At 68.6% G+C, this 19,777-nt stretch carries 17 protein-coding genes; 5 read left to right on the top strand and 12 right to left on the bottom strand.

What is annotated here, in order from left to right:
• Positions 1-27: 27 nt before the first annotated feature.
• Positions 28-834, bottom strand: a complete 807-nt coding sequence (locus J0J01_RS12910; protein WP_296381143.1) for a helix-turn-helix transcriptional regulator — start codon at positions 832-834, stop codon at positions 28-30.
• 113 nt (positions 835-947) lie between these two features.
• On the opposite strand from J0J01_RS12910, the gene J0J01_RS12905 reads away from it, so the two are divergent.
• The gene (locus J0J01_RS12905) at positions 948-1,280 is read left to right on the top strand and encodes a hypothetical protein (RefSeq protein ID WP_296381141.1); all 333 of its coding nucleotides are present in this window, start codon (positions 948-950) and stop codon (positions 1,278-1,280) included.
• Positions 1,281-1,326: 46 nt separating this feature from the next.
• Here J0J01_RS12905 and pnp read toward each other — a convergent pair whose 3' ends face one another.
• From pnp to rimP, 8 genes are all read right to left on the bottom strand, one after another.
• Positions 1,327-3,468: a polyribonucleotide nucleotidyltransferase gene (gene pnp / locus J0J01_RS12900; protein WP_296381339.1), complete on the bottom strand. Its 2,142-nt coding sequence runs from the start codon at positions 3,466-3,468 to the stop codon at positions 1,327-1,329.
• A 212-nt stretch (positions 3,469-3,680) separates the two neighbouring features.
• Positions 3,681-3,950 (bottom strand): 30S ribosomal protein S15, encoded by a 270-nt coding sequence (gene rpsO, locus J0J01_RS12895; RefSeq protein ID WP_296381139.1) that lies wholly within the window; start codon positions 3,948-3,950, stop codon positions 3,681-3,683.
• Between the two features lie 16 nt (positions 3,951-3,966).
• The gene (truB, locus tag J0J01_RS12890) at positions 3,967-4,872 is read right to left on the bottom strand and encodes a tRNA pseudouridine(55) synthase TruB (RefSeq protein WP_296381137.1); all 906 of its coding nucleotides are present in this window, start codon (positions 4,870-4,872) and stop codon (positions 3,967-3,969) included.
• Positions 4,869-5,279 carry a 30S ribosome-binding factor RbfA gene (gene rbfA, locus J0J01_RS12885; RefSeq protein WP_296381135.1) on the bottom strand — a complete coding sequence of 137 codons (411 nt, stop codon included), beginning with the start codon at positions 5,277-5,279 and terminating at the stop codon, positions 4,869-4,871. Before rbfA ends, truB begins: the two co-directional genes overlap by 4 nt.
• Positions 5,280-5,339: 60 nt before the next feature.
• On the bottom strand, positions 5,340-8,147 hold the full coding sequence (gene infB, locus J0J01_RS12880; protein WP_296381133.1) for a translation initiation factor IF-2: 2,808 nt from the start codon (positions 8,145-8,147) through the stop codon (positions 5,340-5,342).
• Positions 8,148-8,178: 31 nt separating this feature from the next.
• Positions 8,179-8,808: an RNA-binding protein gene (locus tag J0J01_RS12875; protein ID WP_296381337.1), complete on the bottom strand. Its 630-nt coding sequence runs from the start codon at positions 8,806-8,808 to the stop codon at positions 8,179-8,181.
• Positions 8,809-8,832: 24 nt separating this feature from the next.
• Positions 8,833-10,371: a transcription termination factor NusA gene (nusA, locus tag J0J01_RS12870; RefSeq protein ID WP_296381131.1), complete on the bottom strand. Its 1,539-nt coding sequence runs from the start codon at positions 10,369-10,371 to the stop codon at positions 8,833-8,835.
• Between the two features lie 25 nt (positions 10,372-10,396).
• Positions 10,397-10,906 (bottom strand): ribosome maturation factor RimP, encoded by a 510-nt coding sequence (gene rimP / locus J0J01_RS12865; protein WP_296381128.1) that lies wholly within the window; start codon positions 10,904-10,906, stop codon positions 10,397-10,399.
• A 210-nt stretch (positions 10,907-11,116) separates the two neighbouring features.
• Here rimP and J0J01_RS12860 point away from each other — a divergent pair, with 210 nt between their 5' ends.
• Positions 11,117-12,334: an MFS transporter gene (locus tag J0J01_RS12860; RefSeq protein ID WP_296381126.1), complete on the top strand. Its 1,218-nt coding sequence runs from the start codon at positions 11,117-11,119 to the stop codon at positions 12,332-12,334.
• Between the two features lie 51 nt (positions 12,335-12,385).
• On the opposite strand, the gene trmB is transcribed toward J0J01_RS12860, so the two are convergent.
• Positions 12,386-13,123 (bottom strand): tRNA (guanosine(46)-N7)-methyltransferase TrmB, encoded by a 738-nt coding sequence (trmB, locus tag J0J01_RS12855; RefSeq protein ID WP_296381124.1) that lies wholly within the window; start codon positions 13,121-13,123, stop codon positions 12,386-12,388.
• Between the two features lie 115 nt (positions 13,124-13,238).
• On the bottom strand, positions 13,239-14,786 hold the full coding sequence (locus tag J0J01_RS12850) for an acetolactate synthase large subunit (protein WP_296381122.1): 1,548 nt from the start codon (positions 14,784-14,786) through the stop codon (positions 13,239-13,241).
• Positions 14,787-14,913: 127 nt separating this feature from the next.
• Between J0J01_RS12850 and J0J01_RS12845 the strand changes: the two genes are divergently transcribed.
• A complete protein-coding gene (locus J0J01_RS12845) occupies positions 14,914-15,240 on the top strand; it encodes a hypothetical protein (RefSeq protein WP_296381120.1) in 327 nt (108 codons plus the stop codon).
• A gap of 79 nt (positions 15,241-15,319) precedes the next feature.
• On the top strand, positions 15,320-16,882 hold the full coding sequence (locus J0J01_RS12840; protein WP_296381119.1) for an ABC transporter substrate-binding protein: 1,563 nt from the start codon (positions 15,320-15,322) through the stop codon (positions 16,880-16,882).
• A gap of 42 nt (positions 16,883-16,924) precedes the next feature.
• On the opposite strand, the gene J0J01_RS12835 is transcribed toward J0J01_RS12840, so the two are convergent.
• Positions 16,925-18,121, bottom strand: coding sequence for a M20 aminoacylase family protein (locus J0J01_RS12835; protein ID WP_296381117.1), 1,197 nt, complete (start codon positions 18,119-18,121; stop codon positions 16,925-16,927).
• 69 nt (positions 18,122-18,190) lie between these two features.
• Between J0J01_RS12835 and J0J01_RS12830 the strand changes: the two genes are divergently transcribed.
• Positions 18,191-19,771 carry an ABC transporter substrate-binding protein gene (locus tag J0J01_RS12830; protein ID WP_296381116.1) on the top strand — a complete coding sequence of 527 codons (1,581 nt, stop codon included), beginning with the start codon at positions 18,191-18,193 and terminating at the stop codon, positions 19,769-19,771.
• Positions 19,772-19,777 lie beyond the last annotated feature (6 nt).

The raw sequence follows: 19,777 nt of genomic DNA, 5'->3' as shown, positions 1-19,777 counted from the left end.
TACGCAGGCGGAAGCCGCAGCCTCCCTTTACGCGCGGCGCGTGCGGTGCTTCCGATCGATCAACATTACCAGCTTCAAGTCAATCCGGCTCGCCAGCGTAAAGGCAACCTGCTCGTAGGTCAGCCGGCCCTCGCGCGGGTGCTCGAAGATGCGCTCGCCGCCCAGCGGCACCACCACCTCATGCTCGTCCCAGCACTGGGCGAAGAAATCGCTGCGGCCGCGCAAATCGTCGACCAGCGCGACCAGGGCGGGATCGTCGAGATGGCGGCTCGATTCGGCGCGGAACTCCGCCAGCACGCGGCGCGCCCGCCCATTCCAGTCGGGAATCACCCGCCGCGCGACCGGGTTCAGGAACACGTAGCGCAGCAGGTTGGCCTCCTCGCCATCGAGCCAGCTGACGAACAAGCGCCGCGCCGCCTCGTTGCAGGCGCGCGCGTTCCACAGCCGGTCGAGCACGTAGGCGGGCCCCGAGATCGAGGCCAGCGCATCGGCCAGCGTCGGCGGCACGTCCATGGCGTCGTCCGAGAGCGGCGACGCCGGGTCGATGCGGCCCGCGATCTGGAAAAGATAGGCGCGCTCAGCCGGCGTGAGCTGCAAGGCTTGCGCCACCGAGGCCAGTGCTTGGGGCGAGGCCGCCACGTCGCGGCCCTGTTCCAGCCAGGTGTACCAGGTGACGCTGAGGCCACAGCGCTGCGCCACCTCCTCGCGCCGCAGGCCGGGCGTGCGCCGGCGCTGTCCCGCCGGCAGGCCGAGGCCCGCCGGCGACAGGCGGGCGCGATGGGCGCGCAGGAATTCGCCCAGCGTGCGCTGCTGACGGTCGGTCCGGTCGGTCATGGTGGTAGTTATACCCGTATAACTACCCGCCTTGTACCAGCTTGGCCGGTCTGGTGATTTGAGGCGCGCCAGCCCCCAAGAGAGCCAAGGGGGAGCCACAAGGGAGCCAGCCCATGCGCCGTTTCCACATCGCCATCGCCGTTGCCGACCTCAAGGAGTCGATCGCCGACTACAGCCAGCGCCTCGGCGTGGCGCCGACCGCCGTCGTGCCCGGCAAGTACGCGCTGTTCCGCACCGAGACGCTCAACTTCTCGATCAACGAGATGCCGGCGCGCGCCGGCCAGCTACGCCATCTCGGCTTCGAGGACGACGCGGCGAAGGGCTTCTCCTCGACCCACGATATCAACGGCATCGAATGGGAGCTGTTCTCGCCGGCCGACCAGGACGCCAAGATCCCCGAGGTCTACGGCGACACCGTCGTCTGGGGCCGGCGGGCCGCCGAATGAAAAACGGCGGCCTCTCGGCCGCCGTTCTGCTCGCGGATGAGCGCTCTTACTGAGCCGCCGGAACGGCCGCCTCTTCGCGCGGCTTGTTCGAGATGTCCTCGCCGGTCTGCTGGTCGACCGCCTTCATCGACAGCCGCACCTTGCCGCGATCGTCGACGCCCAGCACCTTGACCTTCACCGGGTCGCCTTCCTTGACCACGTCGGTCACCTTGGCGACGCGGCGCGGCGCCAGCTCGGAGATGTGGACGAGGCCGTCGCGGGCGCCGAGGAAGTTCACGAAGGCGCCGAACTCGACGGTCTTCACGACCTTGCCGCTGTAGATCACGCCGATCTCGGGCTCGGCGACGATGCCCTTGATCCAGTCGATCGCGGCCTGGCCCTGCTTGGCGTCGACCGCAGCGACCTTGATGGTGCCGTCGTCCTCGATGTCGATCTTGGTGCCGGTGGTCTCGGTGATCTCGCGGATCACCTTGCCGCCGGTGCCGATCACTTCGCGGATCTTGTCCTTCGGGATGGTGAACTGGGTGATGCGCGGCGCGTTCTGGCTGACGCTCTCGCGCGCGCCGCCCAGGCCCTTGGCCATCTCGCCCAGGATGTGGATGCGACCATCCTTCGCCTGGCCGAGCGCCACCTGCATGATCTGCTCGTTGATCGAGGTGATCTTGATGTCCATCTGCAGCGCGGTGATGCCGCGCTCGGTGCCGGCGACCTTGAAGTCCATGTCGCCGAGGTGATCCTCGTCACCCAGGATGTCGGTCAGGACGGCGAAGCGCTCGCCTTCCTTGATCAGGCCCATGGCGATGCCCGCCACCGGCCGCTCCAGCGGAACGCCGGCGTCCATCAGCGACAGCGAGCCGCCGCAGACCGAGGCCATCGACGACGAGCCGTTCGACTCGGTGATCTCCGACACGATGCGGATCGTGTAGGGGAACTTGTCCTTGCCCGGCAGCATCGGGCGCAGCGCGCGCCAGGCGAGCTTGCCGTGGCCGATCTCGCGACGGCCGGGCGAGCCCATGCGGCGCACCTCGCCGACTGCGTACGGAGGCATGTTGTAGTGCATCATGAACGCCTCGCGGTACTCGCCCTCGAGCGCGTCGATGATCTGCTCGTCCTGGCCGGTGCCGAGGGTCGCGACCACGAGGGCCTGCGTCTCGCCTCTCGTGAACAGCGCGGATCCATGCGCACGCGGCAGGATGCCGGCCTCGGCGACGATCTGGCGGACCGTCTTGGTGTCGCGACCGTCGATGCGCTTGCCGGTGTCGAGGATGGCGCCCCGCACCACCTCGGCCTCGAGGTTGCCGAAGGCGTCGCCGAACTGGGCGGCCTCTTCCTCGTTGTCGGCGAACAGCTTCTTGGCCTCGTCCTTCACCGCGCCGACCTTCTGCTGGCGCAACAGCTTCTGGGTCTCGGTGTAGGCCTCGGTGAGCTTGCCGGCGAAACCGGCCTTGAGCTTGTCGGCGACCGTCTTGGCGGCGGCCGGCGGCTCGGCGAGCTGGATCGGATCCTTGGCGGCGTGCTCGGCGAGCTGGATGATCGCCTCGATCACCGGCTGGAACGAGCGATGGCCCTCCATCACCGCCTTCAGCATCACGTCCTCGGGCAGCTCCTTGGCCTCGGACTCGACCATCAGCACGCCTTCGGTGGTGCCGGCGACGACGAGGTCGAGGTCACTCTTCTCGGTCTGCTCGAGCGTCGGATTGACCACGAACTGGCCGTCGAGATAGCCCACGCGGGCCGCACCGATCGGACCCAGGAACGGCGCGCCCGAGAGCGTCAGCGCCGCCGACGTGGCGACCAGCGCGACGATGTCAGGATCGTTCTCCATGTCGTGCGCCAGGGTGGTGATCACCACCAGCGTCTCGTTGCGATAGCCCTCGGCGAACAGCGGGCGGATCGGACGGTCGATCAGACGCGAGGTGAGGACTTCCTTCTCCGAGGGACGGCCCTCGCGCTTGAAGAAGCCGCCCGGGATCTTGCCGGCGGCGAACGCCTTCTCCTGGTAGTTGACGGTCAGCGGGAAGAAATCGAGGCCGGGCTTCGGCTTCTTCTCGAAGACGACGGTGGCGAGCACCGTGGTGCCGCCGTAGGTGGCCAGCACCGCGCCGTCGGCCTGCCGCGCGATCTTGCCGGTCTCGAGGATCAGCTTGCGGCCGGCCCAGTCGACTTCCTTGCGGAACACTTTGAACATATCGGTCATATCCATCTTCCTTTCCTACCGGCCGCGCGCCCCCGCCTGGGCGCGACCGCCTACCGGCGCCCTTGCGCCGGCAGGACCGGGACAGGCCTTTGCACTCAGCCCCTGCCTTCCCGGTACCTACGAAGTCGCGACGCCGGCCGTACAAACGGGGACCAGACGACACGACGCGAAAAGGCCCCGCCGCAAAGGACGGGGCCGTGAACTCAACGACGCAGACCCAGACGCTCGATCAACGTGTCGTAGCGCTTGTTGTCCTTGGCCTTGAGATAGTCGAGCAGCCGGCGACGCTGACCGACCAGCTTCAGCAGGCCGCGGCGCGAATGGTGATCCTTCGCATGGCCCTTGAAGTGCTCGGTGAGGTTGCTGATGCGCTCGCTGAGGATGGCGACTTGCACTTCCGGAGAACCGGTGTCGCCCTCGCCCTGGGCATACGACTTGATGAGCTCCGCCTTGCGGTCGGCCGTGATCGACATCGGTGATCTCCTGAAACTAAAGGTTGAACACGCGCACCGGCTGGAGGGCGGCACCGTCGGAACGGACCAGAGCGACCAGCTTGCTGCCCGTCTCGGCACGAACCAAAGTGCCGGAGGGCGGTGCGTCCCGGGTCAAGAGCACCGGCTGGCCATGGCGCAGCCGATCCGCTTGGGTTCCTGTCAGGGCCAGCGCCGGGATGTCGTCCAGCGCGGTCGCGACGGGGACCAGGGCCCCGAGAAGCGGCGGAATATGCCCGAGGGCCTCCAGTTTGGAAAGCGAAATGGCCGCCTCCTCCCGGAACGGCCCGACGACGGTTCGACGCAGCGCCGACAGGTGTCCGACGGTGCCCAGGGCCTGCGCCAGGTCGCGGCCGAGCGACCGGATGTAGGTGCCCTTGCCGCAGGCGACCGCGAAATCTGCATGGTCCGCGTCAGGACGGCCCAGCAGCTCCAGCCGCTCGATCGAGACCTGGCGCGGCTTCAGCTCGACCGTCGCGCCCGCCCGGGCGAGGTCGTAGGCCCGCTTGCCGTCGATCTTCAGCGCCGAGAAGGCCGGCGGCATCTGCTCGATGGAGCCGATGAAGTTGGACAGCGCCGCGTGGATCGCCTCGTCGGTCGGGCGGACGTCAGAGGTCGCGGTGATCTCGCCCTCGCCATCGTCGGTCGCGCGCGCCTCGCCGAAGCGGAGCGTGAAGCGGTACTCCTTGCGGCCGTCCATCACGAACGGGACGGTCTTGGTCGCCTCGCCCAGGGCGATCGGCAGCACGCCGGTCGCCAGCGGATCGAGGGTGCCGCCGTGGCCCGCCTTCTCGGCGGCGAACAGCCAGCGCACCCTGCCGACCGCCTGCGTCGAGCCCAGCCCCAGGGGCTTGTCGAGCACGACCCAGCCGTCGACCTTGTTCTTCGGCCGCTTCAGGCTCACTTGTCCTCGATGTCGCGCGCCACGTCAGGGCGGCGCAGCAGGCTGCCGATCTTGTCCGCCTCGTCGAAGGTCGCGTCGAGCTGGAAGCGGATCTCCGGCGCGCTCCGCAGCCCCGCCTTCTCGCTCACCCGGGCGCGGAACCACGGCGCGGCGCGGCGCAGGGCGGCGAGCAGCCGCGCGCTGTCCTTGCCGCCGAGCGGCATGACGAAGGCCGTGGCGTTGCGCAGGTCGGGGCTGACATCGACCGAGGTCACGGTGATGCGCGCGTCGCGCAGCTCCGGATCGCGCATGTCGCCGCGCTCGAGCAGCTCCGCCAGCAGGTGGCGGATCTCCTCGCCGACTCGCAACTGGCGCTGGCTGTGGCCGCGATCGCTTTTGTCTTTGTCCGAAGAGCGACGCCGGGACATGGCGTTCTTTCCCTCAATTGCTCCCCCTTCGCGCAACTCGCGAAGGGGAGGAAAGTCTCGTTACAACGTCGGCTTCACTTCCTCGACGTCGAAGCACTCGATCACGTCGCCGACCTTGATGTCGTCGTAGTTCTCGAACGCCATGCCGCACTCGAAGCCGTGCTGGACCTCGCGGACCTCGTCCTTGAAGCGGCGCAGCGTCTTCAGCGTGCCCTCGTGGATCACCACGTTGTCGCGCAGCAGGCGGACCTTGGCGCCGCGCTTGACCATGCCCTCCGTGATCATGCAGCCGGCGACATTGCCGACCTTGGTGATGCGGAAGACCTCGCGGATCTGCGCGTTGCCGAGGAACGTCTCCTTGTAGGTCGGATCGAGCAGGCCGACCATCAGCTGCTCCATGTCCTCGGTCACCTTGTAGATGATCGAGTAGTAGCGGATGTCGATCTTGTCGCGCTTGGCGATCTCGCGCGCCTGCGGGTTGGCGCGCACGTTGAAGCCGATGATCAGCGCACCCGACGCCTTGGCCAGCGTCATGTCGGCCTCGCTGATGCCGCCGACGCCCGAGTAGACGACGCGCGTCACGACCTTGTCGTTGCCGAGGCGCGACAGCGCGCCGGCCAGCGCTTCCGCCGAGCCCTGCACGTCCGCCTTGATCAGCACCGGCAGCTCCTTGGCGGTACCCTCGCGGATACCCTTCATCATCTCCTCGAGAGTGCCGCGGCCGCCCGCGGCACGGGCCAGCTCGACCTGGCGGTCGCGCCGGGCGCGGAAGTCGGCGATCTCGCGCGCACGCGCCTCGCTCTCCACGACATGGAACTCGTCGCCCGCCTGCGGCGTGCCGGCGAGCCCCAGGATCTCGACCGGGAAGGCGGGACCCGCTTCCTCGACCTGCTGGCCGCGATCGTCGACCAGGCGACGGACACGACCCCACACCGCGCCGGCGACCAGCACGTCGCCGACCTTGAGCGTGCCCTTCTGCACCAGCACGGTCGCCACCGAGCCGCGGCCCGGATCGAGCTTGGCCTCGATCACCACGCCGTCGGCGGCGCGTTTGGGATTGGCCTTGAGCTCGAGCACCTCGGCCTGCAGCAGGATCGCTTCCTCGAGCTTGTCGAGGTTCATCTTCTTGGTCGCTGAGACCTCGATCGACTGGACCTCGCCGCCCAGCTGCTCGACCTGGATCTCGTCGCGCAGCAGCTCGTTCTGGACGCGGCTCGCGTCGGCGCCGGCCTTGTCCATCTTGTTGATGGCGACGATGATCGGCACCCCCGCCGACTTGGCGTGGGCGATCGCCTCCTTGGTCTGCGGCATGACGCCGTCGTCGCCGGCCACCACCAGCACGACGATGTCGGTCACCTTGGCGCCGCGGGCGCGCATGGCGGTGAACGCTGCGTGGCCCGGCGTGTCGAGGAAGGTGATCTTCTGCTGCGACGGCAGCGTCACCTGGTAGGCGCCGATATGCTGGGTGATGCCGCCGGCCTCGTGCGCGGCCACGTCGGTCGCGCGCAGCGCGTCGAGCAGCGACGTCTTGCCGTGATCGACATGGCCCATGATCGTGACCACCGGCGGACGCGACACCATCGAGTCCTCGGCATCGACCGCGTCGGTCAGGCCGGTCTCGACGTCGCCTTCGTTGACCCGCTTGGGCCGGTGACCCATCTCGGTCACCACCAGCTCGGCGGTGTCGGGATCGATCGCCTGGTTGATGGTCGCCATGACGCCCATGCCCATCAGGGTCTTGATCACGTCGCCGCCGCGCTCGGACATGCGCTGCGCCAGCTCCTGGACCGTGATGGTCTCGGGGATGGTGACCTCGCGATAGACCTTCTGCTGCGGCTCGGCGTCGAACTCGCGGCGGCGTTCGCGCTCCAGGCGGCGGCGCTGCTGCGCCACCGACCGGCTGCGGAAGTCGTTCTCGCCGGCGACGGCACGGCCGACGTCGACCTTGTCCGAACGGCGCTTGGGCGCCTCGCGGCGGGCGCCAGCCGGCGGCGTCGGCGCGCGCTTGGGTGTCATCGGCCCGGGGCGCATCGGCGGACGGCGGATGCCGCCAGGACCGCCCGACGGCGGCGACGAGCCCGGCGACCGCGGCACGATCACCGGACGGCCCGGCATCGGGCCGGACGAGCGCGGCGGCGCGGACGGCGCGCGGGCAGCCGGCGGAGCCGCCGGCGGGCGGACGCCGATCTCCTCGACCTGGCGGGCCATCGGCGTCTGCGGCGCGGCGTCGGCCTGGTCCATCCGCTTCTGGACCAGCGCATCGGCCTTCCGCTTCATCTCGTCGTCGGCCTTCTTGCGCGCCTCTTCCTCGGCAAGCCGGCGCCGGTGCTCTTCCTCGGCGGCGTGGCGCACCTTGTCCTCGGCCTCGCGGCGCTTGGCGTCCTCGGCGGCACGCTGGCGCGCGACCTCGGCGTCGCGGTTGGCGTCGACCAGCGCGCGCGCGCGCGCCTCCTTCTCTTCCTCGGTCAGCGTCTTCAGCACGATGCCGCCGCGACCGGGCTGCTGCGCCGGACGCGTCGACAGGGTCGAGCGGCCACCGCCCGATGGCGCGGGCGCGCGCGCCGCGGTCTGTGCGGGCGCAGCCGAACCGCCGCCCAGTTTCAGCGGGCGACCGGCCGGTGCCGCTGCCGCCGGCGTTGCGGCGGCGGGGGCCGGCGCCGGTGGTGGCGTCGGAGCCGGGCCCGCAGGCGCCCCCGGACGCTTGATGGGCTGCTTCTTGACCTCGACCGTGACCGCGCGCGTGCGTCCATGGCTGAACTTCTGGCGCACCTGCGTCTCACCGCCCTTGCCGGCGGCCGATCCCGAGCGCGCCGGCGTCGAGAGGCTCAGCGGCTTGGTCGGCTTGGTCGATTCTTTCTGATCGGTCATACGCGTGTTGTCCTTGCTCCGCTGCGGCCCGTCAACCGGCGCCGTTCGAGCGGTAGCGACGCCAGCGCGCCGCTCCGCTCGCAATCCGTTGAATGAAGGCGCCGGACGCATCGTCCCGCGCGACTGCCACGTAAACAGCCTGGTCTCGCCCGAACACGCCTCCCAGGTCGGCGACACCGCCCAAACGCTCGATCGGCAAGCCGCTCGCCTGCAGCTTGCCGAGGCCATCGCCGTCGGCTTCGTGCGCGACGACGAGCAACCCGGCCCGTCGCTGGGCGATCATCTGCTCGACCTTCACGAAGCCTGCGACCGCGCGGCCGGCCCGGCGCGCGCGGCTGAGATCCTCGAGCGCCCGATCGAGCAGCAGCTTCTCGATCCGCTGCGGCAAATCGGGCGCGGCCGTCACCGCGGCGCGCGCGGCGCGGGCGAAAGCCTTCTTGGCCACCGCCTGCTCGACGATCGCCCGCTCGGCCGCGAGCCACATCCCGCGCCCCGGCAGCCGCCGCGCCAGATCGGGCACGACGTCGCCGTCCGGCCCGACGACGAAGCGGATCATCCGCTCAGGCGCCATCGTCTCGCCGGTCACGATGCAGGTGCGCAGCGGACCGGTTACGACGGGGGCGGCTTCGGCCGTGGGTTCGAGGGTCATGGCAAGGGCCATGGTCAAGCGATCGGTCTCCTTCCGTCAGGCCTTGGCTTCCTCGCCTGAGGCAGCTTCCTCGGCCGGGAACCAGTGTTCGCGCGCCTTCATGATGATGGCGTTGGCGGTCTCGGAATCCATGGCGCTCTCGCCCACGATCTCGCGCAGCTCGTCGGAAGCGAGGTCGCCCAGGTCGTCGAGCGTCTTGACGCCCTGCTCGGCCAGAGCCACCAGCATCGGCAGGCTGAGGCCCTCGATGGCCCGCACGTCCTCGGACACGCCAAGTTCTTCCAGGCGCTGGGCCAGCTCGGCGTCGCGCTTCTCGATGTACTCGCGGGCGCGGCGCTGCAGCTCGGTGGCGATGTCCTCGTCGAAGCCCTCGACCGTCTGCAGATCCTCGATGGCCGCTTCGGACACGTCCTCGACCGCGGCGTAGCCCTCCGCCACCAGGAGATGGGCAATCACGTCGTCGACATCAAGCGCGACCTTGAACAGCTCGGTGCGCTCGCGCGTCTCCTTCTGGCGGCGCTCGCTCTCCTCGGCCTCGGTCATGATGTCGATCTCCCAGCCGGTGAGCTGCGAGGCGAGCTTGACGTTCTGGCCGCGGCGGCCGATCGCCAGGCTGAGCTGGTCGTCGGGCACGACCACCTCGGCCTTGTTCTTCTCCTCGTCCATCAGCACCTTGCTGACCTCGGCCGGCGCCAGCGCGTTGACGATGAAGTTTGCGACCTCGCCCGACCACGGGATGATGTCGACCTTCTCGCCCTGCAGCTCCTGCACCACCGCCTGGACGCGGCTGCCGCGCATGCCGACGCAGGCGCCGATCGGGTCGATCGAGCTGTCGTGGGAGAGCACCGCGATCTTGGCGCGGCTGCCCGGATCGCGGGCGACCGCCTTGATCTCGATGATGTTGTCGTAGATCTCCGGCACTTCCTGGGTGAACAGCTTGGCCATGAACTGCGGATGGCTGCGCGACAGGAAGATCTGCGGGCCGCGCGGCTCCTCGCGGACGTCGAAGATGTAGGCGCGGACGCGGTCGTTCACGCGCAGGCTCTCGCGCGGGATCGTCTCGTCGCGGCGGATCACGCCTTCGGCGCGTTGCAGGTCGACGGTGATGTTGCCGTAGTCGACGCGCTTGACCACGCCCGACACGATCTCGCCGACGCGATCCTTGAACTCCTCGTACTGCCGCTTGCGCTCGCTCTCGCGCATCCGCTGGGTGATCACCTGCTTGGCGGTCTGGGCGGCGACGCGGCCGAAGTCGATCGGCGGCAGCTCGTCGGTCAAAAAGTCGCCGACCTGCGCCTCGGGATTGCGGCGCTGCGCCTCGGAGACCGAGACCTGGACGTTCTCGTTCTCGACCGGGTCGGCGACCTGCATGTAGCGCAGCAGCTTGATCTCGCCGGTCTTGCGGTCGATCTCGGCGCGAATGTCGTGCTCCAGCCCGTACTTGGCGCGGCCGGCCTTCTGGATGGCCTGCTCCATCGCCTCGAGCACTTCCTCGCGCTCGATGCTCTTCTCGCGGGCGACCATGTCGGCCACCTGCAGCATCTCCAGACGCGGGATATCGGCGGTCGTTGCCATGTTGTCCTCTCGGTTCCCTATTCCTTCAGTGGGTTGGCTCCGCGCCTTCCTGGGCGCGGCGGTGTTCGTCCAAAAGTGCGTCGGTCAATTCGAGCTTGGCCCGCGAGATCTGCGACAGCGGCACATCCGCTTCCGTCCCGTCCTCCAGCTTCAGCCGGACCATGCCGTTCTCGAACCCCAGCAGCGTGCCTTTGAATCGCCGGCGGCCCTCGATCGGTTGCGTGGTCTCCATGCGCGCGAGATGGCCGGCCCAGCGAACGTAGTCTTTCTCCCGGGTGAGCGGCCGATCGATGCCGGGCGAGCTCACCTCCAGCGTGTAGGCACCGGGAAGCGGATCCTCGACATCGAGCACCGCCGAAAGCGCGCGCGAAAGCGTGGCGCAGTCCTCGACATCCATCGGCCGGCCGTCGCTGGGCTCGATCATGATCTGCAGGGTGCCACCGCCCCGGCTCATCGCGACACGAACGACCTCGTAGCCCATGCCGACGACGGTCGGGCTCACGATGTCTTCGATCTTGCGCAGCAGTTCGGTCACGACAGGTGCGACATCTCTACGGTTTGGGCCCGCGGGGATGCCGAGCAAATGAAAAGAGCGGGTTTTCGGCCCACTCTTTTTGTTTGGTTCGTCCCGCGAACCCGTATGAGGATGGCGCGGATATAGGCTCAGTTCCGTAGACTGGCAAGCTTTCTTAATGCATTCCGAAAACCGCCAGCCGGTCGGTCCGGCGCGTGGCAAACCCTCGCTATGAACAAGGTCAGCTCTGCGTACCACGGCTGGTGGGTGGTCTTTTGCGCGTTCGCGATTGCCCTCTACGGGTGGGGGCTCGGCTTCTATGGGCTCAGCCTATATCTGGTGGCCCTCCACAAGGCCCACGGCTGGTCGCCGGCCACCATCTCCTCGGCCATCACCTTCTATTACGTCGTCGGCGCCTTCCTGGTGATGCAGGTCGGCGACGTCATCCTGAAGCGCGGCGCCCGGCTGGTGGTCATCGGCGGCGCTGCCCTGATGGGGGTCGGGGTCCTTGCGCTGACCGTGATCGACCGGCCCTGGCAGCTTTATCTCGCCTTCCTGCTGATGATCCCGGGCTGGGCGGCGATGGGCGGCGGCTCGATCAACACCATCATCGCCCAGTGGTTCAACCGCCGCCGCGGGCTGGCCGCCAGCCTGGCCCTCAACGGTGCGACCTGCGGCGGGCTGCTGTTCGCGCCGGCCTTCGCCTGGGCGATCGACACGATGGGCTTTGCAAGAGCGGGCACGATGGCCGTCGCCTTCGTGCTGCTGACGCTATGGCCGCTGGCCGCCGTCGTGCTGCGGCCGCGTCGCGCCGACGAGCACGATGCCGGCGACGAGACCGCCGCGGCGCACGACGGCGGTGGCGAACCGATGAGCCGTGCCGCGCTGCTGCGCCAGCCGCGCTACCTCACCATGCTGGGCGCCTTCTCGCTCGGCCTGCTGGCGCAGATCAGCTTCATCGCCCACCAGGTCGCCTTCCTCGAGCCGACGCTCGGCCTCAAGGGCGCCGGCTGGGCGGTCAGCCTGACCTCGGTGTCGGCCCTGGCCGGACGCCTGATCATCGGCATGGTGATCGACAGGGTCGACCGTCGCGCCGCGTCGGCGGCGGTGCTGTGCGTGCAGGTCGCGTCGATGGTGGTGCTGCTGTCGAGCACGTCGATCGCCGCGCTCTACCTCGGCTGCGTGCTGTTCGGCTTCGGCGTCGGCAACCTGATCACGCTGCCCGGCCTGATCGTGCAGCAGGAGTTCCCGCGCCGCGACTTCGCCCGCGCCGTCAGCCTGAACGTCGCGATCAACCAGCTCGTCGCGGCGACCGGTCCGTACATCCTGGGCGTCCTGCACGACATCTCGGGCAGCTACCGGACGTCGCTCATGGTGTGCCTCGGCCTGCAGGCCGCAGCCGCGGTCCTGGTCTTGTGGCGTCCCGCCGCCGAGGTCCGGGACGCTTAGACTTCCCACCGACTTCCCACTCGCGTGGGAATAGCAATGATATCAGCGATATCAGAATCGCCGGAGCCGCAGGAAGGTCGGGGTGCCCGCGATCTTCTTCTGCTCGTAGCGGGTCGGCGGCCAGTCGGCGGGCCTGACGCGCCAGTCGGCTGGCCGCTCGGCCAGCCAGTCGAAGGCGCGATGGGTGCAGGCATGCTCGACCATCCAGGGCAGGTAGCTCGGATCGTCGGTCGCAAGCCGCAGCTCCGCGCCGGGCTTCATCAGCCGCGCCAGGATGTCGAGCGTGTCCCTCTGCACGAAGCGGCGCTTGTGATGGCGCGTCTTGGGCCACGGATCGGGGAACAGCACGAAGGCGCGTGACAACGATTGCTCGGGCAGCGCCGCCATCACCAGGCGCGCGTCGTCGGTGAACAGCCGGACATTGCTCACGCCCGTGCGCTCGATATGCGCGAGGCACTTGGCGACGCCGTTGAGATAGGGCTCGCAGCCGATCAGGCCGACATCGGGATGCTGCTCGGCCTGCCACACCAGATGCTCGCCGGCGCCGAAGCCGACCTCGAGCCACACCTCGCGGTCGCCGAACAGCGCGGCCAGGTCGAGCTTCTGCGGTTCGGGCGGAACGGCGACGAGGAGCTTGGGCAGCAGGGTATCGAGCAGGGCTTCCTGCCCGGCCCGCAGCTTCTTGCCGCGACGGCGGCCGTAGAGCGTGCGCGACGGATTAGACGACGGATGAAACTCCTCCCCATTCTGATGGGGAGGTGGCGCGGTAATCCGCGACGGAGGGGTCATAGGTCACGGTGACGGTGGGGCGCATGACCCCTCCGTCGCCACCGCGTTTTCGAACTTCGTTCGAAAAGCGCGCAGACGGCGACACCTCCCCATTTGAACGGGGAGGGTTTGCGCATCACATCACCACGTCGATCAGGTACGGACCCTTGGTCGACATGGCGTAGTTGAGCTGCTTGTTGAACTCGTCGAGGTCGTGCGCCTTGGCGCCGGGCACGCCCATGCCCTTGGCGAGCAGGGTGAAGTCGAGTGTCGGCCGGTCGAGGGTCAGCATGTCGATGGCACGCGGGCCGGGATTGGCGGCGCCGACATCGGCGAGCTGGCTGTAGAGGATCTTGTAGTTGCGGTTGGAGAAGATCAGCACGCAGACATCGAGGTTCTCGCGCGCCATCGTCCACAGCGCCTGGATCGTGTACATCGACGAGCCGTCGCCGATCATGCAGATCACCTTGCGGTCCGGGCAGGCCACCGCGGCGCCGACCGCGACCGGCGCGCCGAAGCCGATCGAGCCGCCCATGTTGTTCAGCCAGTCGTGCGGCGGGGCGCCGACCGAGAACGGAAAGAAGCCGCGGCCGGTGGTGACCGATTCGTCGATCACGATGGCGCCTTCGGGCATCGCCGCACCCAGCGCCTGGCCGAGGCCGTCGAGGGTGAACTTGCCGGTCGGCCGCTCCGGCCGCTTGGCCTCGGCGACGGCAGGCTTCTCGTTCATCGCGCCGAGCTCGGCGGCCAGCGACTCGAGCGAGCCGATCGGATCGCCCTCGACCGGGCAGAGCGTCGTGACCTCGCAGCCCTCCGGCACCAGCACCGACGGCTTGCCGGGATAGGCGAAGAACGCGGCCGGCGCTTTCGCCCCGACCAGCACCATGTGCTTGGTGCCCTTCAGCATCTGCTGCGCCGTCTCGACCACGAAATGCAGGCGCAGCACCGGCACGCGGCCGGCGCCGCGCTCGATGCGCGCCGTGCCGCCCGCCGCCTGCACCTTGCAGCCGGTCTTGGCGGCGATCTTGCCGGCAAGCTCCAGGCCGCGGGCGCGCAGCGCGCGGCCGCCGATGAACAGCATCGCCGAGGCGCCGCCCTCCTTCAGGGCCTTGGCTGCGGCGACGACCTCCTCGTTGGCGGGCTTCTGCGGCAGCGGCGGCTCGGGCGTCTCGGCGGCGGCATCGGCCTCGGTCCACGCGGTGTCGGCCGGCAGGATCAGGGTCGCGATCTGGCCCGGCGCCACGCGGGCCGCCTGGATCGCCAGCGCGCCGTCCTTGGCAACGGTCTTGGAGGTCGGCGAGGTCTTGACCCAGTGCGAGAACGGCCGGGCGATGCCCTCGATGTCGGCGGTCAGCGGCGTGTCGTACTTGATGTGATAGAGAGCGTGCTCGCCGACGATGTTGACGATGCCGGAGCCTGCCTTCTTGGCGTTGTGCAGGTTGGCGGCGGCGTTGGCGAGGCCCGGGCCGAGGTGCAGCAGGGTCGAGGCCGGCTTGTCCTTCATGCGGTAGTAGCCGTCGGCTGCGCCCGAGCACACGCCCTCGAACAGGCCGAGCACGCAGCGCATGCCCTCGACGCGGTCGAGCGCACCGACGAAATGCATCTCCGACGTGCCGGGATTGGCGAAGCAGACCTCGACGCCGCCCTTGACCAGGGTCCGAACCAGACTCTCCGCACCGTTCATGCCGCTCTCCGCCCGCTCGAATTCAAGGGGCGCACCCTATTCGTTCGGCCCACGGCATGCCATGGGCTCGTTTCGCGGCTCATGTTGTTGTTCCTAATCAAGCGCTTACACGCTATACTTCAAGCTAATGAAAAAGCCCCTCGTCGACTTCGAGCAGACTCCGTCACCGGCGCCGCCGTGGAACGAAGCGGGCCACGACGTGTCCGCGTTCGGCGCCGCGCTCGATAGGGTGTTCGGCGAGTCGAGCGACATCCATGTGATCGAGCATTTCACGACGGCCGACGAGTCGAGCCTGCTGACCGACGATCCGCTGGTGCTGCTCGCCAACCTGATGGACGGGCTCGGCCTGCCCGATCCGTCGCCGGCGACGATGCCGGAGCTCGCCGCGGTGTACGACTTCGCACCTGACGGCTTCAATCCGCACGAGCACTGGGTCTACGACGCTCACGCCTGATCGCGAGGCGTCCGGGGTCTTCCTGTCGCGTTGCGTTTCGGTCGAGGCACGCTGAGAGTCGCAGCCCATGCGACGGTGTGTGTTTCTCCTCGTGTGGGCCCTGCTCGCCTTCGCGCTGCCGGCGGCGGCGCAGGAGCTCCGGATCGGGCTCAAGACCGAGCCGACATCGCTCGATCCGCAATTCCATAATGTCGGCGCCAACAACCAGATCGCGATGCACCTGTTCGACACGCTGGTCGCCCGGGATGCGCATCAGCTTGCCGTGCCGGCGCTGGCGCTGTCGTGGAAGCCGGTCGGCGACACGGTGTGGGAGTTCAAGCTCAGGCCCGGCGTGAAATTCCACGACGGCTCGCCCTTCACCGCCGAGGACGTGGTCTTCACCTTCGAGCGCGCGGCCAAGGTGCCCAACAGCCCCTCGCCGTTCACCTGGATCACGCGGCAGGCGACCAGGCTCGAGATCGTCGATCCGCTGACGCTGCGCATCTCGACCGCCGCGCCGGCGCCATTGCTGCCAATCGATCTCTCGGGCCTGCCGATCCTGTCCCATACCGCGGCGGCGGGCGACGCACCCGAAGGCAGGACGACCGCCGAGCTCAATCGCGGCGACGGGCTGGTCGGCACCGGGCCGTTCAAGTTCGTCGACTGGAAGCGCGGCGGCGACCTAGTACTGGCGCGCAACGACGGCTACTGGGGCCCTCGGCCCGCCTGGAACAAGGTCGTCTTCCGGCCGCTGACCGACGGGGCGGCACGCGTGGCGGCACTGCTGGCGGGCGATGTCGACCTGATCGAGGATCCGCCGGCCGCCGAAACAGCCCGGCTGCGGAAGGAGCCCACGATCGCGCTGGCCGAGGCGGCGTCGAGCCGCCTGATCTACGTCGCCCTCGACCAGAGCGAGCCGTCGCCCGGCATTCCCGACACCAACGGCAAGAACCCGCTCAAGACCCCCCGCGTGCGCGAGGCGCTGTCGCTGGCGATCGACCGCCAGGGCATCGTCGACACGATCATGGAGGGCTTCGCCCAGCCCGCGGGCGACTTCCTGCCGTGGCCGGCCTTCGGCACGTCCAAGGACACCCGGCCCGACCGGCACGATCCCGCTGCGGCGAAGAAGCTGCTCGCCGAAGCCAGTTTTCCCGACGGCTTCGCGATCACGCTGGGCGCGCCCAACGGCCGCTACGTCAACGACCTCACGGTGGCGCAGGCGGTCGCAGCGATGTGGACCCGCATCGGCGTCAAGACCGTGGTCGAGGCGACGGCGCCGCCGGTCTTCTTCAGGAACCGCGACGAGTACAGGTACAGTGCCTATCTTTCCGGCTGGAGTTCCGAGTCGGGCGAGATGTCCAATCCCTTGCGTGCGCTCGCCGCCACGCCGAGCCGCGAGAAGGGCATGGGCGGCACCAACCGCGGCCGCTACTCCAATCCGACGATGGATGCGCGCCTCGACGAGGCGCTGCGCACCGTCGACGACAGGAAGCGCGAGACGCTGCTGCAGGAGGCGAGCCGGCTGGTGCGGGCCGACTCCGGCATCCTGCCGCTGTACTTCGAGCTGTCAGTGTGGGCGATGCGCAAGGACCTTAGCTACGCCGCCCGCGCCGATCAGGCGACGCTGGCGCAGTTCGTGAAGCCGAGCGCGGCGATTCGGTAACGCTCATGGGACCGCGCCACTGGAGTGGCGCGGTCCCATGAATCACGCCGCGGCGTTGCCCAGCTCGACCTGCACCAGGTTGACCCAGTAGGCGGCCCCCGTGGTCAGGATCTCGTCGCTGAAGTCGTAGAGCGGCGAATGCACGTTGTGGCAGCCGCCTTCGCCGGTGCCGCCGTTGCCGATCATGATGTAGGCGCCCGGCTTCTTCTCCAGCATGAAGGCGAAGTCCTCGGCGCCGGCGATCGGCGCGGCGTTGGCCTCGACCTTCTCGCGGCCGACGGTCAGCGCCGCCGCCTCGACCGCGATCTTGGTCTGGTCCGCCGCGTTGACCAGCGACGGATAGCGGCGGTGATACTTCGAGACGGCCTCGCAGCCACCGGCCTTGGCGATGCCGTCGGCGACCTCGGCCAGGCGCCGCTCGAGCAGGTCGCGGATCTCGCGCGAGAAGCTGCGGGCGGTGCCCTTGATCAGCACCTCCGACGGGATGACGTTGGGCGAGCCCGGCGTGCCGGCATGGATGTGGCCGACGCTCAGCACCGCGGCCTGGTTGGACGGCACGTTGCGGCCGACGATGCCCTGGACGGCAACGATGAACTGCGCCGCGACGAAGGTCGGGTCGGTGCCGCGGTCGGGCATCGCGCCGTGGCCGCCGGTGCCCTTGAAGGTGACTTCCCAGCTATCGGACGAGGCCAGCATCGGGCCGGTGCGGATCGCGAAGTGGCCCTTCTCGAAGCCCGGCATGTTGTGCATGCCGTAGACGGCGTCGCAGTTGAACCGGTCGAACAGCCCTTCCTCGATCATCACCCGCGCGCCGCCGAGGCCTTCCTCGGCCGGCTGGAAGATGAAGTGAACGGTGCCGGCGAAGTCGGGCTCGGCCGCGAGATGCTTGGCCGCGCCCAGCAGCATGGTGGTATGGCCGTCATGACCGCAGGCATGCATCTTGTTGGGGATCGACGAGGTGTAGTCGAAGTCGTTCTTTTCCTGCAGGTGCAGCGCGTCCATGTCGGCGCGCAGCCCGATCGTCTTCTGGCCCGGCCGCTTGCCCTTGAGCGTGCCGACCACGCCCGTGGTGGCGAGGCCGCGATGGATCTCGATGCCCCAGGAGGTGAGCTTGTCGGCGACGATCTGCGCGGTGCGCGTCTCCTCGAAGGCGGTTTCGGGATGGCGATGGATGTCGCGGCGGATCTTGGTGAGCTCGGTCGCGAGGCCGGCGAGGCGGTCGGGGGTAATGTGGGTCATAGCGGGAGACTAGCGGTCGCCGCGCGGCCTTGCCATAAGGACTGCAACGTGAGTGTTGGAGGGGTTGTTATGAGCAGGATCGGCAAGCTTGCCGCCGCCGCGGCGAGCGCTTTGGTATTGATGAGCCTGTCGGCGCAAGCGCAGGAACTCAAGATCGGCATCAAGACCGAGCCGAGCTCGCTCGACCCGCAGTTCCACACGCTCAATCCCAACATCCAGGTGGCGCAGCATTTCTTCGACGCCCTGGTGCTGCAGGACGAGAACCTCAAGACCAAGCCGGGCCTCGCGCTGTCGTGGAAGCCGGTCGGCGACACGGTCTGGGAGATCAAGCTGCGGCCCAACGTGAAGTTCCATGACGGCTCGGACTTCACCGCCGAGGACGTCGTCTTCACCTACGAGCGCGTGCCGAAGGTGCCCAACAGCCCCGGCCCCTACACGATCTACACCCGCGCGATGAAGAGCTTCGAGATCGTCGATCCGCTGACCTTGCGCATCCACACCAACGGCCCGGCGCCGCTGCTGCCGCTCGATCTCGCCGCCCTGCCGATCCTGTCGAAGAAGGCGATGGCGGGCCCGGCGGCCGAGGGCAAGACCTCGGCCGAGCTCAATGCCGGCAACGGCCTGGTCGGCACCGGTCCGTTCAAGTTCGTCGAATGGCAGCGCGGCAGCCGCATCGTCGGCGAGCGCAACGACACCTACTGGGGCGAGAAGCCGGCGTGGAAGACGGTGATCCTGCGGCCGCTCAGCAACAACACCGCGCGCGTCGCGGCGCTGTTGTCGGGCGACGTCGACCTGATCGAGGATCCGCCGACCACCGATCTCGCCAAGCTGAAGAACGATCCGAAAGTCCATCTCGATAGAGCGGTCTCCAACCGCATCATCTACATCCATCTCGACCAGCACGGCGAGCCGCCGATCGCCATCCCCGACACCAACGGCAAGAACCCGCTGATGGACAAGCGGGTGCGCGAGGCGCTGTCGATCGCGATCGACCGCAAGGGCATCGCCGACAAGATCATGGAAGGCGTCGCGGTGCCGGCCGGCGACCTGCTGCCCTATCCGATGGGCGGCACCCGGAAGGACACGCCGGTCGATCCCTACGACCAGGCCAAGGCCAAGAAGCTGCTGGCCGAGGCGGGCTATCCCAACGGCTTCTCGATCACGCTGGGCACGCCCAACGGCCGCTACATCAACGACCTCAAGATCGCCCAGGCAGTGGCGGCGATGTGGAGCCGGGTCGGCGTCAAGACCGAGGTCGATGCCGCCGCCCCGCCGGTGTTCTTCAAGAACCGCGACAGCTTCAAGTACTCGGCCTATCTCGCCGGCTGGGGCGCCAGCACCGGCGAGCTCAGCAATGCCCTGAAGGCGCTGCTCGCCACCCCCGACCGTCCGAAGGGCATGGGCACGACCAACTCCGGCCGGCACTCGAACAAGGCGATGGACGCCAAGCTCGAGGAGGCGCTGGTCACGGTCGACGACGCCAAGCGCGAGGCGCTGCTCGCCGAGGCGAGCAAGATCGCCATCCAGGAGGGCCACGGCCTGATCCCGATCCACTTCGAGCTCTCGGTGTGGGCGATGAAGAAGGGCCTGACCTACAAGGGCCGCGCCGACCAGAACACGCTCGCCCAGGGCGTGAAGCCGGCGCAGTGATGACAC

This window comes from Reyranella sp., from assembly GCF_017305915.1.
Classification (GTDB): Bacteria; Pseudomonadota; Alphaproteobacteria; order Reyranellales; family Reyranellaceae; genus Reyranella.
Note: the sequence above shows the minus strand (reverse complement) of the source record. Positions and strands in the feature narration are given on the sequence as shown.

Bases quoted from the DNA above. Each gene is read 5' to 3' on its own strand.
- J0J01_RS12830 (WP_296381116.1), top strand. From the start codon at position 18,191: ATGAGCAGGATCGGCAAGCTTGCCGCCGCCGCGGCGAGCGCTTTGGTA.
- rpsO (WP_296381139.1), bottom strand. From the start codon at position 3,950: ATGTCGATCACGGCCGACCGCAAGGCGGAGCTCATCAAGTCGTATGCC.
- rbfA (WP_296381135.1), bottom strand. From the start codon at position 5,279: ATGTCCCGGCGTCGCTCTTCGGACAAAGACAAAAGCGATCGCGGCCAC.
- J0J01_RS12860 (WP_296381126.1), top strand. From the start codon at position 11,117: ATGAACAAGGTCAGCTCTGCGTACCACGGCTGGTGGGTGGTCTTTTGC.
- J0J01_RS12875 (WP_296381337.1), bottom strand. From the start codon at position 8,808: ATGGCCCTTGCCATGACCCTCGAACCCACGGCCGAAGCCGCCCCCGTC.
- pnp (WP_296381339.1), bottom strand. From the start codon at position 3,468: ATGTTCAAAGTGTTCCGCAAGGAAGTCGACTGGGCCGGCCGCAAGCTG.
- J0J01_RS12905 (WP_296381141.1), top strand. From the start codon at position 948: ATGCGCCGTTTCCACATCGCCATCGCCGTTGCCGACCTCAAGGAGTCG.
- J0J01_RS12910 (WP_296381143.1), bottom strand. From the start codon at position 834: ATGACCGACCGGACCGACCGTCAGCAGCGCACGCTGGGCGAATTCCTG.
- nusA (WP_296381131.1), bottom strand. From the start codon at position 10,371: ATGGCAACGACCGCCGATATCCCGCGTCTGGAGATGCTGCAGGTGGCC.
- trmB (WP_296381124.1), bottom strand. From the start codon at position 13,123: ATGACCCCTCCGTCGCGGATTACCGCGCCACCTCCCCATCAGAATGGG.
- J0J01_RS12835 (WP_296381117.1), bottom strand. From the start codon at position 18,121: ATGACCCACATTACCCCCGACCGCCTCGCCGGCCTCGCGACCGAGCTC.
- J0J01_RS12850 (WP_296381122.1), bottom strand. From the start codon at position 14,786: ATGAACGGTGCGGAGAGTCTGGTTCGGACCCTGGTCAAGGGCGGCGTC.
- J0J01_RS12845 (WP_296381120.1), top strand. From the start codon at position 14,914: ATGAAAAAGCCCCTCGTCGACTTCGAGCAGACTCCGTCACCGGCGCCG.
- infB (WP_296381133.1), bottom strand. From the start codon at position 8,147: ATGACCGATCAGAAAGAATCGACCAAGCCGACCAAGCCGCTGAGCCTC.